Annotated in this window: 16 protein-coding genes and 1 pseudogene; 1 reads left to right on the top strand and 16 read right to left on the bottom strand. The window is 42.4% G+C overall.

What is annotated here, in order from left to right:
• Positions 1–17: 17 nt before the first annotated feature.
• Positions 18–1,235, top strand: a complete 1,218-nt coding sequence (locus tag Q0Y52_RS05535) for a lamin tail domain-containing protein (protein ID WP_297819051.1) — start codon at positions 18–20, stop codon at positions 1,233–1,235.
• An 80-nt stretch (positions 1,236–1,315) separates the two neighbouring features.
• Here Q0Y52_RS05535 and Q0Y52_RS05530 read toward each other — a convergent pair whose 3' ends face one another.
• From Q0Y52_RS05530 to Q0Y52_RS05455, 16 genes and pseudogenes are all read right to left on the bottom strand, one after another.
• On the bottom strand, positions 1,316–1,963 hold the full coding sequence (locus tag Q0Y52_RS05530; RefSeq protein ID WP_297819048.1) for a TetR/AcrR family transcriptional regulator: 648 nt from the start codon (positions 1,961–1,963) through the stop codon (positions 1,316–1,318).
• Positions 1,964–2,564: 601 nt separating this feature from the next.
• Positions 2,565–2,768, bottom strand: a complete 204-nt coding sequence (locus Q0Y52_RS05525) for a VIT1/CCC1 transporter family protein (RefSeq protein WP_297819046.1) — start codon at positions 2,766–2,768, stop codon at positions 2,565–2,567.
• Positions 2,769–2,826: 58 nt separating this feature from the next.
• Positions 2,827–3,012 carry a hypothetical protein gene (locus Q0Y52_RS05520; protein ID WP_297819043.1) on the bottom strand — a complete coding sequence of 62 codons (186 nt, stop codon included), beginning with the start codon at positions 3,010–3,012 and terminating at the stop codon, positions 2,827–2,829.
• A gap of 47 nt (positions 3,013–3,059) precedes the next feature.
• Positions 3,060–3,677: an urease accessory protein UreG gene (gene ureG, locus Q0Y52_RS05515; protein WP_297819040.1), complete on the bottom strand. Its 618-nt coding sequence runs from the start codon at positions 3,675–3,677 to the stop codon at positions 3,060–3,062.
• Between the two features lie 55 nt (positions 3,678–3,732).
• Complete coding sequence (locus Q0Y52_RS05510) at positions 3,733–4,473, bottom strand: urease accessory protein UreF (RefSeq protein WP_366939253.1); 741 nt, start codon at positions 4,471–4,473, stop codon at positions 3,733–3,735.
• Positions 4,427–4,888, bottom strand: a complete 462-nt coding sequence (gene ureE, locus Q0Y52_RS05505) for an urease accessory protein UreE (protein ID WP_271863434.1) — start codon at positions 4,886–4,888, stop codon at positions 4,427–4,429. The genes Q0Y52_RS05510 and ureE overlap by 47 nt, the downstream gene beginning before the upstream one ends.
• Before the next feature lie 177 nt (positions 4,889–5,065).
• A pseudogene (gene ureC / locus Q0Y52_RS05500) lies at positions 5,066–6,770 on the bottom strand (urease subunit alpha).
• Positions 6,771–6,772: 2 nt separating this feature from the next.
• Positions 6,773–7,078 carry an urease subunit beta gene (locus Q0Y52_RS05495; protein ID WP_297819033.1) on the bottom strand — a complete coding sequence of 102 codons (306 nt, stop codon included), beginning with the start codon at positions 7,076–7,078 and terminating at the stop codon, positions 6,773–6,775.
• Between the two features lie 38 nt (positions 7,079–7,116).
• The gene (gene ureA, locus Q0Y52_RS05490; protein WP_101199362.1) at positions 7,117–7,419 is read right to left on the bottom strand and encodes an urease subunit gamma; all 303 of its coding nucleotides are present in this window, start codon (positions 7,417–7,419) and stop codon (positions 7,117–7,119) included.
• A gap of 44 nt (positions 7,420–7,463) precedes the next feature.
• Entirely contained in the window at positions 7,464–8,354 is an 891-nt protein-coding gene (locus Q0Y52_RS05485; protein ID WP_271863437.1) for an urease accessory protein UreD, read from the bottom strand.
• A gap of 43 nt (positions 8,355–8,397) precedes the next feature.
• Entirely contained in the window at positions 8,398–9,093 is a 696-nt protein-coding gene (gene urtE, locus Q0Y52_RS05480; RefSeq protein WP_297819022.1) for an urea ABC transporter ATP-binding subunit UrtE, read from the bottom strand.
• Between the two features lies 1 nt (position 9,094).
• Positions 9,095–9,904, bottom strand: a complete 810-nt coding sequence (gene urtD / locus Q0Y52_RS05475; RefSeq protein ID WP_297819019.1) for an urea ABC transporter ATP-binding protein UrtD — start codon at positions 9,902–9,904, stop codon at positions 9,095–9,097.
• Positions 9,901–11,046 (bottom strand): urea ABC transporter permease subunit UrtC, encoded by a 1,146-nt coding sequence (gene urtC / locus Q0Y52_RS05470; protein WP_297819016.1) that lies wholly within the window; start codon positions 11,044–11,046, stop codon positions 9,901–9,903. The genes urtD and urtC overlap by 4 nt, the downstream gene beginning before the upstream one ends.
• A complete protein-coding gene (gene urtB, locus Q0Y52_RS05465; RefSeq protein ID WP_297819013.1) occupies positions 11,046–12,683 on the bottom strand; it encodes an urea ABC transporter permease subunit UrtB in 1,638 nt (545 codons plus the stop codon). Before urtB ends, urtC begins: the two co-directional genes overlap by 1 nt.
• A 119-nt stretch (positions 12,684–12,802) precedes the next feature.
• Positions 12,803–14,086 carry an urea ABC transporter substrate-binding protein gene (urtA, locus tag Q0Y52_RS05460; protein WP_297819010.1) on the bottom strand — a complete coding sequence of 428 codons (1,284 nt, stop codon included), beginning with the start codon at positions 14,084–14,086 and terminating at the stop codon, positions 12,803–12,805.
• A 57-nt stretch (positions 14,087–14,143) separates the two neighbouring features.
• On the bottom strand, positions 14,144–15,082 hold the full coding sequence (locus Q0Y52_RS05455; protein ID WP_297819007.1) for an outer membrane beta-barrel protein: 939 nt from the start codon (positions 15,080–15,082) through the stop codon (positions 14,144–14,146).
• Positions 15,083–15,093 lie beyond the last annotated feature (11 nt).

The following is a 15,093-nucleotide window of genomic DNA, read 5'->3' as shown; positions in this document are numbered from 1 at the left end:
AAATAGGAAGTCTTTTAATGCCAACACAAAACCGCAAATTCACTGCCATTCAATTTATTATGTGCTGCACTATTGTTGTTACAAGCGTGAAAAGTGACCCAGTATTTGCTGATAATCAAGGCTTGTCTGTAGGTAGCGTTGTTATTTCAGAACTGATGCCAAACATTGACGATAATGAGATTGATTGGATAGAATTTTATAACCCCACTGAAACAAAAGTTGATCTCAAAGGGTGTATTCTATCCGACTCCAATGACGATAAACTAATAGTCACACAACCATTACCCATTGAGGCCAAAAGTTATTTGGTCATTGCCAGTGGACGTGAAACCGATGCGCCTGCCTCTTTAAGCCAACCCGCTTGGCAATACTCAGCGAAAAATTTTCAATTGACCACTGGACCGGATCAGGTTGAACTTAGGTGTAATGGCAAGTTAATCGATCGAGTCACTTATCATCAGTATTCTCCCGGACCAGCTAGTAAATCTCGTGGATGGCAGCTTTCACCAAGCGCACTTAATAGTGTCAAAAATGATGACCTAAATAATTGGTGTTACACAAATTTACCCGTTTTATCTGAGGACAATTATTATGGAGACGATAAAGTTGCGTCTCCTGGTCGTGAAAATCCAAAGTGTTCACATAAGGTATTGCCATACATCTATGTAAACGACCAACAAGCAGTGCTCATTAATGGCATTGACTGGGCTACTACCATGAGAATAGCTGAGGAAGAACTCAGCAGCGATCTGGCAACCGCTGAATTGACTATTTGGGCCATCCGCGATCAGATTATCTCCCCAGCAACTGCCAAAAAGATATCCAGTTTATATTTGCATAACATTGCCCGTCTTTATCAAGCAAAATCGATTGCCATGATCGATAGCAATCATGCTGTTTGGCATTTTGCTTGGGCAATATCTAATTTGTATCGTAACGGCAATGACGAAGTCAAAGCGGCACTACAAAGCGCCTACGATGACGCATTGACGAGACCAGAGACCTTGCCAAGATTTAGGCTCATCGCGATTGATAATGTTCTAGGAGACCAGGTTTTGATGGGCGATGCCCACAACATGGCGCGGAGCTTTGTAAGAAAACACGTGGTTGTACCTGGAAATCCTGATTACATTCAAAACTATGAAGAATATGTTGAAAATAAGCGCAGCAGATTGCAGATTTTCTTTATTAATATTTTATACAAAACCAAGTTGTTTTTTGAAGGTGTTTTCTAGGACCAGCGGTATTCTCTAGTTTTCAAACGGTTTGATAAGTCAACTAAAACGGGGGGGAATGGCGGTATTTACCATATAGATTAACCCAATTCTTTACCTGTTTTTTTTACCAGAGGTTTTAGTGCGGTTTCGTAGTTACGATTTAGTCCTTCAATACTGCCAATCATCATAGCAACAGTTATGTCCTCTACCGTTTGTCGGCTCACTTTATGTCTAGTTAGATAATGCCCTGCCGCTGCAGGCATACCAAAAGAGATATCTATTGCGGTTAATGCTATGTTCATGTCTATACCAAAATGGTCATGTACAATTTCAGCCACATATTGCACCGCTGTTCCTCTGCTATATTCGGTCGGATCTCCGTGATCAGACAAACTAGGCTCTGCAGCCAATCTATCCAAAATTAGCCCTCGTTCATCTATGTAACTCAAATAAGCTTTAGTGGTTTGTCTGACTAATTGCTCAAAGGTCTCAGCACCCTCAGCGGCCTTAGATTGGAGTACTCTTAAGCTTTTATACTCGCGTTTGAGTAAGGTTTGCAGCAATTCCTTCATACTAGGATAATAAGCATATACCAGTGACTTACTGATCCCAGCCTCTTGTCCCAGCCTTTCCATGCTCAATGCTGATACACCTTCTACTGCAACCAGTTCCGCAGCATGATCAAGAATTAAGTTTTTCCTAACTTCTGGGGAAAGTCTGGTGCGTGTTTTTTTGGATCCTGTCATAGCGAAATTGTCCCTTTAGGGATGAGCATATGTGAGGTAATAGTATGGATGAGAATTATAAATGCAAGCTTTGTTACATCACATTCATTTGTTTTCATTATACATTTATTTTAAAGGTAACCTTAGTAGCGTTCCATATATTGTAGCTAACAGTAAATAATATCTGCGGTTAATCAATGCATTTACTGACGGATATTGCGAATGTACATAACTTTGTAAGCTATGTTTTGTAGCAATTATTTATGCGGAGTAGTGTTCAATTTACAACAACTTATTTATCACACTTAAGGTTCAGAGTATTTTCATTAGTGTGTGTTGACCGAATATCGAGGGTATAGGATGCTTCAGACTAATTATCTATTATTTTTCCAAATAGTTGATGGATCATTGCATAACTAAATATCATTTCACGAGCCCGTTACTCTTACGATTAAGTAACGTTATAAGATTAAAGCACTGAGGTGGCAGCAAAGACCCAAAATACTCACGTCAAACAGACTTCCCACTCCCATTGATACCGCCATGGCTAAACTTCCCCATAACAGGACGCGTATAGCGCCTTTGGTTTTAAAGGCACCACCAGCGTGGGCTGAAATGCAGCCTAATTCAACAAAGGATAATAGTTAAAGATAACTGCAGGTATCAAAGATGACTGACTCAACAGTAATATCATCAATACTGGCAAGGAGGAACCTGCTGAGAAAGACAGCGCAGAATATACGGCGGCCTGAAGAGGATTACCTTGGGATAAGTCACTAATTCCTAGTTCGTCTCTCGTATGGCTACCTATGGTGTCTTTTTCCATTAATTGTTCGGCAACTTGTTGGGTTAATGGTCACACCACGCCTCTCTCGTGGTAGATATTAGCTAGCCCTTTTAGCTTGAACCTTTGTTTTAAACCAAACAAACCCTTTATAGGCGACCAACGCACATAAGCTCCAAAAAGCGATGTGGTAGGCAAAATGCACACTTTCGCCAAGAGCGTGATCTTCGTGAGCCATAGCGCGGCTAGTGACGATAAGACATATTAATGTGAATAAGTATTTCATAGTGGTTCCTTAACTAAAATTTCAATAGGGTGAATGAAGCGCTGCTGTTATATCTGCAACATGCCTTCTTTTTCAATAAACTCGATAATGTCGTCTAAGCCTTGTTTGGTTTTCATATTACTGAAAACAAAGGGTTTGTCGCCTCGCATTTTGGTTGCGTCTCGAGCCATGACCTCTAACGAGGCCCCAACTAACTCTGCCACGTCAATTTTGTTGATGATCAGTAAATCTGATTTGGTAATACCTGGGCCTCCCTTGCGGGGAATTTTATCACCTGCTGATACATCAATCACATACAAGGTTAAGTCTGATAACTCTGGGCTGAAGGTCGCGCTTAGGTTGTCGCCGCCGCTTTCTATCAGTACGAAGTCTAAATTGGGATGACGTTCTTGTAAGTCATCAATTGCAGCTAAGTTCATCGAGGCATCTTCACGAATGGCGGTGTGTGGGCAACCCCCTGTTTCTACGCCTAAGATACGGTCTGCTGAAAGTGCGCCATGGCGAGTTAAAAACTCCGCGTCTTCACGAGTATAGATATCGTTGGTGACAACGGCCATGTCGTATTTGTCTCTCAGTGCAAGGCATATCATGCGTAATAATGCCGTTTTACCCGAGCCTACTGGACCACCTACACCGATACGTAAAATTTGTTTGTTTTGTGTCATAACTCACTTCTTTTAAATTAAATTTATTTTTCACACCTTTTGTTATGTCTTTTATTTAAGACCGAAACAAACGTGTGTATTGAGTTTCGTGCCAAGCGCTGGCCATAGCTAAGCGCGGTAAACTGGCACCAATATTTTCATCATCAATTTTATTGGCCTGCTCGATGGCTTCTTCAACTTGTCTGGTTAACTCAAATAACAAGTTTTGTCCCTGCGTTTGGCCCAGTGGTACTAACTTTGTGGCCGCAGCGACTTGGTTATCGATATAGGCCCAACAAAAACCACCTTGCATCTCACTTAATTCAAGTCCAAACAGATAGGCACTTAAAGCAAATGCACTCACAAAGCTGATGTGTTTTTCTCTGATTAATTCCATATAGTGCTGACTATCAATGCCTTTTATATCCTTTAGCAGACGCATTAACGCTTTACCCATAGCCACATCGGCTAAATATAACTCATTACTTTCACGGCACGCTAAGGCGTGTTGGTTCCACTTATGAAAACGGGCGAAATCATCTTCTACTAAAGCGTCTTGTAAGCGGCTTAACAAAGCTAAATCTGAGGGTGCAATGGACTGATGTAAGTTAAAACTAATCCACTCTTTAGTCGAGTCTGGGTTATGTATCCAGCCCATTTCAACGGCATATTCCAAACCTTGAGAAAACGAAAACCCGCCGACAGGCAAATTGGCACTGCATAATTGCAGCAACCGATTGAGCCTTAACGGGCTTTGATTAGTCGTGGCTTCATTCATGAGAATGGGAATGACCGTGGCCATGATTTTGGCTACCATAAGCGCCGTTTTCTGGCTCAAATACCGCCGGTGTTCGATTAATAGATAAACCGTAGTTTTCAGCTAGTTCTTCTAACACGTGGTCGGGTTTAAAGCGCACCCACAGCTCACCAATTTGCAAAGAGGTATGACGATTGCCTAAGTGGTAACAAATACGGCTAAAGCTCATCCAGTCAGTAGCGATAGCGGTAGAAACCTCTTCCGCTTGGCCTTTTACTTTAATCAGTAAACCACACTCGGTTTTTAAAACCTCACCCACCAGCAGAGGGTGACCCCGCTGCATAAAAATACCCAAGGCTTGGCCTTGGTCGGTGCTGATTTTAATCCGTGCTTTTTTACGGGTGTCTTGATCCAACGTCACATAATCATCAATGGGATCATGACTATGAGATAGGCGTTCAAATGCTTGTAACATACTTATTAATATCCAAAATTTTTCTAATCTTTAATACATTTCGCAACAGTTCATTGTGCAAAATAGAACGTTGTTAGGTAAAACTGTCGAGTTTTTTTGGAGGGAAGCATATAAGTAATATGTGACTCTCCAAAAAGACGAAAACAATGCAGCATAAGAGCGCTCTATGCAGCACAACTAAAATAAGCAATAACGCTGTGCTAATGGCAATACAGTGGCGGGTTCACAGGTGAGTAGTTCACCATTGGCGCGTACTTCATAAGTTTGTGCATCCACTTCGATGTGTGGTTGCCAGCTATTGTGGATCATGTCGTCTTTGCCGATGTTTCGGGTGTTTTTGCACACACCAACCATCCGTGTCATGCCTACTTTTTCTGGTACACCTAATTCGATAGACGCCTTAGACATAAAGGTCATGGATATTTTAGCCGAAGCTAAACCATAGGATCCAAACATGGGGCGATAATAAACTGGCTGAGGTGTAGGGATAGACGCATTGGCATCACCCATTGGTGCGGCGGCAATAAAACCAGATTTGATGATCATCGCAGGTTTAATGCCAAAAAATGCGGGTTTCCACAATACTAAATCAGCCAGTTTACCGACTTCAATCGAGCCCACTTCATGGCTAATACCATGGCTGATGGCAGGGTTGATAGTGTATTTAGCAATATAACGCTTGATCCTAAAATTGTCATTACGCTCAGTATCTGGGGCTAATGGCCCTCTTTGTTGCTTCATCTTGTGAGCGGTTTGCCAAGTGCGAGTGATCATTTCACCGACACGGCCCATAGCTTGTGAGTCAGAGGCAATCATACTGATGGCGCCTAAGTCATGCATGATGTCTTCTGCGGCGATGCTTTCTTTTCGAATGCGGGAATCTGCAAAGGCAATATCTTCAGGAATTGAAGGGTCCAAATGGTGGCACACCATCAGCATATCCAAATGTTCATCAATGGTATTGATGGTGTAAGGACGAGTTGGGTTAGTAGACGAAGGTAATACATTTGGCTCGCCGCAAGCACGTATAATATCGGGCGAGTGTCCGCCGCCCGCGCCTTCTGTGTGATACGTGTGAATGGTGCGACCTTTAAATGCACCTATCGTATCTTCAACAAAACCCGATTCATTCAAAGTGTCGGTATGGATCGCGATTTGCACGTCGTATTTTTCAGCAACGGATAAGCAGTTGTCTATGGCGGCAGGTGTGGTGCCCCAATCCTCGTGGAGTTTTAAACCACACACACCGGCTTCGATTTGCTCTTCTAAGGCTATCGGTAAACTAGCGTTGCCCTTGCCTAAAAAGCCAAAATTCATAGGAAAATCGTTGGTAGCTTGCAACATTTTATGAATGTTCCAAGGCCCCCGGAGTGCAAGTAGTGGCATTGGTGCCTGTGGCTGGGCCAGTTCCGCCACCTATCATAGTGGTCACGCCCGACATTAAGGCTTCGTCAATTTGTTGTGGGCAAATAAAATGAATATGTGCATCAATGCCACCAGCTGTAAGGATTTGACCTTCACCCGCAATGACTTCTGTGCCGGGGCCTATTTCAATATCAATGTTGTCTTGAATATCAGGGTTACCAGCTTTGCCTATTATAGCAATACGGCCATCTTTAATGCCCACGTCGGCTTTAACTATGCCCCAATGATCGACAATTAAGGCGTTGGTGATCACCAAATCTGGTGTGTCTTTGCATGAAGCTTGACTTTGACCCATACCGTCACGGATCACTTTACCGCCACCAAATTTGACTTCTTCACCATAGGTGGTGGCATCTTGCTCGACTTCGAGCCATAAATCGGTATCGGCTAAGCGCACGCGGTCTCCCACTGTGGGACCAAACATATGCGCGTAAGCGTGTTTATCTATACTGGCCATGACTATAACTCTCCTTGCACTAGGGCTCTAAAACCATACACCCTGCGCTTTCCAGCAAAAGGTACTAGCGTGACTACACGTTCTTGTCCAGGCTCAAAACGAACTGCTGTACCCGAGGTAATGTCGAGGCGATAACCTTTGCACTTTTCACGATCAAAGGTCAATGCAGCGTTGGTTTCATAAAAATGATAATGCGAGCCTACCTGAATCGGCCTATCGCCTGAGTTGGCAACGGTTATGTTACGTTTTTCGCGGCCCACATTGAGTAAATGCTCGCCGGTGTCAGTTTTGATTTCGCCTAGGATCATCTTATGCGCCCTCTACTTTTTTGTTTCTGAACCATTCTTTAAATAATCGGATTATGGACTGTGACTAATTTAGTGCCATCGGGGAAAGTGGCCTCAACCTGCACATCGGTGATCAGTTCTGCAATTCCCTCCATGACCTGATCACGAGTTAGCAAAGTACGCCCATAGTCCATCATTTCTGCTACGGTTCTGCCGTCTCTTGCACCTTCCATAATTTCCATAGAAATATACGCCATGGCTTCAGGGTAATTGAGTTTTACCCCTCGTTTAAGGCGGCGTTCAGCTAGTAATGCAGCAGTAAATAATAGTAACTTATCTTTTTCTCTTGGTAATAAATCCATCTTAATCTCTACATTTGTGACTTAGGCTCTGCAGACCTAAGTATTTAGGTAAACCAAATTCTGGGTTGTACGCCCTGTTTTTCGATATACAAAGGGCGTATTAGTTTCCAAAGTTCTATGAATAAATCTTTACACTGATGTGCTTGTTGCCCTAAATAACGGATTACTAACAGTTGTCTAATATCCGTAATACTGATTAATGAACTGGCAGAGTGTTCATCAACTATCGCTCTAAGTTGCTCAATTAGTTGTGTTCTTTGTTCTTTGCTAACCTGCTTAGTAGAGGCATAAGCTAAAAAGGTGCCAAACACAGTATTGCTAGCTAACCCCGCTGCGTGATGTTGAATATTACTTTCCGGTTCAATTAATACTTTATCGTGGTAAATCAAAATGTCATCACAGTACAGGGTGTTAAGCTGCGTAAATCGGCCTGCGGTAAAATTTTCATTGGAGCTAGGTAGGCCTAAGCAAGTCATGTCCCAGCCGCAATAAACGCTGGAATTGTGTAATCTCACTTCAACATTATTCACTCCATTGGCTTGGTTATACACCAAGGTTTCAAGGGGGAAATGTTCACACTTCGCATGAACATCTAAGTTAATTCGAGTCACTTGAGTTTGTTTAGGGTCGCCAATAGATAAATCCGTACGCGCCCGATAAAAACGGTTTGCTCCGGGTGTTGTGACTAGTGTGTGCGCGCTTTGCTGTACATCAATCTTCACCTGCAACTCATCGCCAGAGACGATGCCTGCTGGTGGATGCAACAAATATAAGTGTGCGCAATCTCTGCCTTCTGGATAAAAGGCTTTTTGAATGGTCAGCGGTCCACAACGTTTGGTTTTTGTCAGTTGGGTACCGTAAGGTGAATAGCCCAGCTGCAATTCTAAGCTGGCTAACCACTGACTTTTTATTATATCTATTGCTGCTTCGGTCATCGGTTACCTAAGATAGAGCGCCTTAATCAAAATTAAGCACTGCTTAAACTGCTAAATATTTACCTACCAACTCATCCGTTAGCTCTGTCATAGGGCCAGAGGAGATTACTTGGCCTTTTTCCATCAATACAAAATCTTCGCCTACGGCCCGGGCAAAAGGCAATTTTTGTTCTACTAAAATAATGGTCATGCCTTGTTCTTTATTCAGCTTTAGTAATACATCACGGATTAACTGCACGATATTGGGTTGAATGCCTTCATTTGGTTCATCCAAAATAAGCACCTCTGGATTGAGCACTAAAGCTCGACCAATAGCGAGTTGCTGCTGCTGACCACCAGATAAATCACCGCCACGTCTATGTAACATTTCCTTTAATACTGGAAACAATTCAAATACATGTTCGGGTATAGTTTTACTGGTTTGACGCTTACAGTTCAGACTCACCGTCAGATTCTCTTCCACCGTTAATTGCGGAAAAATATGCCGCCCCTGTGGCACATAGCCTATACCAATATCTGGACGTAATTCAACTGAACTATTACTAATATCTCTGTCACCATAAGTGAGTTTGCCGGAACTAATAGGCAACAACCCCATGATGGTTTTTAGTAAAGTGGTTTTACCCACCCCGTTTCGGCCCATAATGCATGTGCGAGAGCCAGGTTTGATGGATAGGTCCAAATCCCATAAAATTTGAGTGCCACCGTATTTCTGATTGACTGTGCTTAATGTAATCATATTAGCCTTGCTCCTCACCTAAATACACGCGAATCACATCGGGATTGGCCTGAATTTCAGCCATAGAGCCTTCCGCTAGTACTGCACCTTGGTGTAATACTGATACTTTTCTGGCGATTGAACGCACAAAGGCCATATCGTGCTCAACTACCACGACCGAATGCTCGCCTGCCAAGGAAGTCAGTAATTCTGCGGTGCGTTCGGTTTCTTGGCCTGTCATACCTGCTACTGGCTCATCGACTAATAACACTCTTGGCTCGGCGGCTAATAACATGCCAATTTCTAACCACTGTTTTTGCCCGTGAGACAATCTACCTGCCTGATAGTGGCACTCGGTAACTAAACCAATGGTATGCAGAATGTTGCCGATGCGATCTTTTTGTTCACCACTTAACTTGTGAAATAACGCCGTCCAAATTCCTTTGTCGCCTTTAAGACTAAGCTCAATATTTTCAAACACCGACAACTCCTCAAAAACAGTGGGTTTTTGAAACTTTCGGCCAATACCGGCTCTGGCAATTTCCGACTCATCTAGTTGCAATAAATCAACTTTTTGTCCAAAGTTAACTTTGCCACTATCAGGGCGAATTTTACCCGTGATAACATCCATCAAGGTCGTTTTCCCGGCGCCATTTGCACCAATTAGGCAACGTAATTCGCCATCATTTATGTACAGGTTTAAGTTATTCAAAGCCTTAAAACCATCAAAGCTTAGGTTGACGTCTTCTACATATAAAATCACCCCATGACGGGTATCAGGCACAATGTTTTCGCTGGCTGTTAACGGAGAACCCGCCTTATCAATGCTCATGAGTTCGCCTGCGAAGCACTGGTCGGTTTGGCAAATTTTTGTTTGATGCTGGGTATTAGCCCTGCAATGCCTTTAGGTAGCAATAACGTGACTAATACAAATAGTCCGCCGAGGGCAAATAGCCAAGCTTCGGGCATGATGGCGGTAAAGCGAGTTTTAGCGTAACTGACGATAATCGCTCCAATGATTGCTCCGTATAAAGAATTTCTGCCACCAACAGCGACCCAAATCACCATTTCGATTGAGTTTAGTGGTGAAAACTCACCAGGGTTAATTATGCCCACTTGTGGTACATATAACGCGCCTGCAAGACCCGCCAGCATTGCTGAAACTACAAATATCCACACTTTGTAGTGTTCCGGTTTGTAACCCACAAATCTTACTCGGCTTTCAGAGTCACGAATGGCTGTCACCACTCGACCCATTTTTGATTTCACGATAAAGTGACATAAGCAATAAGCCAATGCTAAAATAACAGCCGTGGCGACAAATAGGCCTAATTTGGTATTCGGAGATTGTAAAGAGAAGCCAAAAATCTCTTTAAAGTCGGTTAGCCCATTGTTACCACCAAAGCCCATTTCATTGCGGAAAAAGGCTAACATTAAGGCGTAGGTCATCGCTTGGGTCATAATCGATAAATACACCCCGCTCACCCGCGAGCGAAATGCTAAACTACCAAAAATAAAGGCCAACAATCCAGGCCCTAAAAACACCATGCATACCATCCAGACTATGCTGTCAGAGCCGGCCCAAAACCAAGGCAATTCAGTCAAATTTAGGAATACCATAAAGTCGGGTAATTCAGGGTTACCATATACGCCGCGATCACCAATTTGACGCATCAGATACATGCCCATGGCATAGCCACCTAAGGTAAAAAATGCGCCATGACCTAAGCTTAAAATACCGCAATATCCCCAAACCAAATCTACTGCTAAGGCAAGTAACGCATAACACAGGTATTTGCCTAATAAGCTGACGGTATAGTCACTCACATGCAATGCCGAAGACTCAGGAAAAATTAAATTACCTAAAGTCACCAATAAAGTGGTGATAAATAATAGGCCAACAGTAAGATGTAGAGGACCTTTACTACGAAACAGTGATCTTGGTTTATTGTCTTCAGTGATAGAGTTATTCATTAGTCTGCAGACCGCCCTTTTTGTGGAAATAGTCCTTTGGGCCGTTTTTGAATAAACAACACCAAACCAACTAATACGATAATATTGGCTAATACTGAGCCTGTTAACGGCTCAAGAAACTTGTTAGTCAGACCGAGTGACATGGCTGCTACTAAAGTGCCCCATAAATTGCCCACACCGCCAAACACCACCACTAAGAAAGAATCTATGATATAGGCCTGACCTAAGTTTGGCCCTACATTGGTTAATTGACTTAATACCACGCCTGCTACTCCGGCAATGCCAGAGCCAAGTCCAAAAGTAATCGCATCTACCCAATCACTTTTGACACTTAACGCCCTTGCCATATCGCGGTTTTGCGAGACTGCGCGCACATGTAAACCTAGAGAGGTTTTTTTAAGGATCATCAACAAAGACACAAACACAAAGATAGAAAATAGAATGATGTACAAACGATTATAAGTGAGCGAAAAAATTGGATTGATTTGCCAAGAACCACTCATCCACTCTGGACTAATGACTTGGCGATTGAGGGGTGAGAATATAGTTCTGACCAGTTGTTGTAAAATCAAACTAATGCCAAAAGTGGCTAACAGGGTTTCCAATGGTCGACCTTTTAAAAAACGAATTACACCGCGTTCAATAAGGATCCCCACACTGCCCGACACCAGAAATGCCGCGGGTACGGCAATGAGTAATGAATATTCAATTATTGAGGGAAAGGCTAATTGAATAACGTAAGTCGTATAAGCCCCTAGCATGATCATTTCGCCGTGTGCCATATTGATCACTCCCATCACTCCAAAGGTAATAGTGAGTCCTATCGCTGCTAACAGTAATACTGAGCCTAGGCTTAAGCCAAAAAATACGGTTTCTATTGCGCTATAGAAACTGGCCCGTTTTTCTATTTCACCTAAAGTGCTATTTAAGGCGTCTTTGAGGGTTTGCTGATCTGTCGTTAATTCCTTTTCAGGCAGGTTTGATAGTAAGCCTACTATTTCATTTTTAACCGTCGGTTCTAATGTATTACCAAGTTGTTTTAAGGCCTCGATTTTTTCTTTAAAGTTACCAGCTTTTAATTGTTGTAACGACAAGGTAGTGGCCATTAATATTTGCACATCCTGGTCCTTTTCGTCATCAATTAACTCGGTGATGATAGCCGTGGACTCTTTGCTTGGAGAGCTAAGTAATTGCTGCACTGCTTGTAAGCGTATTTTTTTATTGTCGTCAGTTAAGTCGATTTTGGCGATAATATTACGCAAGGTACTGCGCAAGCTATTATTAGTTTTGATTTTGGACAGTTGGGATTTTTTGACTGTATTGAGTGTCTCTTGGCTTAATACATCTGTTAACTGATAAAGTCTATTTTCAGTAGCCTGAGCACGCACGACGTGTTTATTGGCTTTTAAAAAATACAGCTCGCCGTCGAGCATAAATTGTAATACGTCTCGTGTTAGCGGCTCTTTGGTTTTGGATATTTGCTTTATAAGCGGCGCCATTTTACGCAATTTGGTTTTGGGTAACTGATTGACTAATGACGTCAGTGTCGAATGGTTATCCCCAATACCGTCAGTTTCTATGGCATGGCTGTGCCCAGATATGACTAACATCAGCAATAATAAAAATATTCGGTGCATTGCCTATTCCTTGCCCTGAGAATTAAAAAAGTCCGACTTCCCCTGAAAAACACGAGAAGCCGGACAAACAGGGACTGTTTTAATTTAAAAAATTATCAGTCACCATACACACATAAAACTTAGAAATTTTGACCTGAGCACTTGGCTGTTTTGACATCAAAGTTTCCGCAGTTAACTGGGGCTGTCCAATCAGATATGAGGTTTTTAGAGCTAGGTAAAAAGTCTGACCATGCATCACCAATCACAGTGTCTGGGGTTTCCCACACTACTTCGAATTGACCGTCTTCTTGGATTTCACCAATAAGCACAGGCTTAGATAAGTGATGGTTGGCATTCATCACTGCAGTACCACCCGTTAAGTTTGGTACAGCTACACCAATCATAGCTTGCTCAACGGCGTCTACCTCAGTTGTACCTGCTTTTTCAACTGCTTTAACCCACATTTCGAAACCAATATAAGTCGCTTCCATTGGGTCATTAGTGACACGTTTTTCGTCACCTATGTACTCTTTCCATTCGGCGATAAAGGCATCGTTGGCTTCGGAGTCAACACTTTGGAAATAATTCCAGGCCGCTAAGTGACCCACCAAAGGTTTAGTATCAAAACCAGACAATTCTTCTTCACCTACAGAGAAAGCCACCACTGGAATATCTTCAGCAGAAATTCCTTGGTTGCCCAATTCTTTATAGAAAGGAATATTGGCATCACCGTTGATGGTTGATACCACAGCAGTTTTCTTGCCTTGTGAACCAAACTTCTTGATATCTGACACTATGCCCTGCCAATCAGAATGTCCGAAAGGTGTGTAGTTGATCATGATGTCTTCAGCCTTTACACCTTTTGCTAATAAATAAGCCTCAAGAATTTTATTTGTGGTGCGCGGGTAAACATAATCTGTTCCAGCCAATACCCAACGAGTCGCACCTATATCATTCATCAAATAGTCTACAGCGGGTATGGCTTGTTGGTTTGGCGCTGCCCCTGTGTAAAATACGTTTTTAGACGACTCTTCGCCTTCGTATTGTACTGGGTAAAAAAGCAATCCATTCAGTTCTTCAAGAACAGGTAACGCAGACTTACGTGATACTGAGGTCCAGCAACCAAAAATCACGTCTACTTTATCTTTTGCTAACAATTCACGGGTTTTCTCTGCAAAAAGAGGCCAGTTTGATGCCGGATCAACCACAACGGCTTCCAGTTTTTTGCCTAAAATCCCGCCTTTCTCATTTTGTTTTTCAATCATCATCAGAACGGTGTCTTTGAGTGTTGTTTCACTGATGGCCATGGTGCCTGACAAAGAATGCAAAACACCGACTTTGATGGTGTCAGCTGCGATAGACACCTGAGTGACTAGGCTGCTAGCAATGATTGAGCTAGCAATAATAAGTTTTTTAAATTTCATTTCTAAATTCCTACTTGTTTTTTGTTTCAATTTTGAGCGTATGTTTGATAGTTCTCATTAGAATGTGATTAGGGCTTCAACTGCTAAGTAGTTAACATCCACATCGTTGATTTCATCCATACGATATTCAAACACCATCAATAAGTTGTCGTTTACAGAGAAGCTTGGTGAAAAGGTGATACCACTTGCATCTTCAAAGGAAGCACCAACCGCATCTTCAACTTCATAATCGTGGTAACGCACGGTCATACCAAACGACTCGAATGCGTAATTAGCCATCAATAGAAAACCATCAGCTTCGCTTCCTGCAAAAGCTGTGTCTTCAGATGAGTTATATTCAGCCGCTAACGTTAAAGCATCAGCTGAGTAAGCAGCCCAAGTGTTAATCATCTTAGTATCGCCATCTACTGAGTAAAAACCTTTAACAGTAAAGTTTTCAGTAGGCATAAAGGCAACCATAGTTTCAATGCCAGGGTGCTCTGTATCTGTTGATTGGGGGCCAGCTAAATCATTAACTACAGAAACTGCGACTGCAAATTTGTCACCGCTATATAATGCAGACACACCTTGTTGATAGTAGCCGTAGAAATACTGGGCATAACCTGTGCCTGAGTACTGAAATAATCCCGTAGGCTCTTCTGTTTCCCAGCCTGAGTAACTTAAAAAGCGACCTGCTTTGATGCTTAAGTTGTCGGATATGGCATAAGAAATAAAAGCTTGCTCAACATCAACACCTTCAGCAGCGTTTTGATATTCAACATCAACGGTTGCGGTTAATTTGTTACCAAAATCATAACCAAAATTTAATTCAACCTGATCAATGCCAGAGTCATGAGTCGAACCGGCGCCATCTACGTCGATAGATAAGTAAGACATATCAATAAAACCACTAACACTTAGATTGTCTGATGTTATTTCTGCTTGTGCGCCAGTCATTGTTCCCAATGAAAGTAGCAGCGCGGCTGCTACAGGCGTAAATTTAGTTAGTACGTTCATATGTATATTCC

Origin of the sequence: uncultured Paraglaciecola sp., from assembly GCF_943787955.1 — a bacterium.
Classification (GTDB): Bacteria; Pseudomonadota; Gammaproteobacteria; order Enterobacterales; family Alteromonadaceae; genus Paraglaciecola.
The sequence above is the reverse complement of the archived record's forward strand: the minus strand, read 5'-3'. Positions and strand labels throughout refer to the sequence as shown.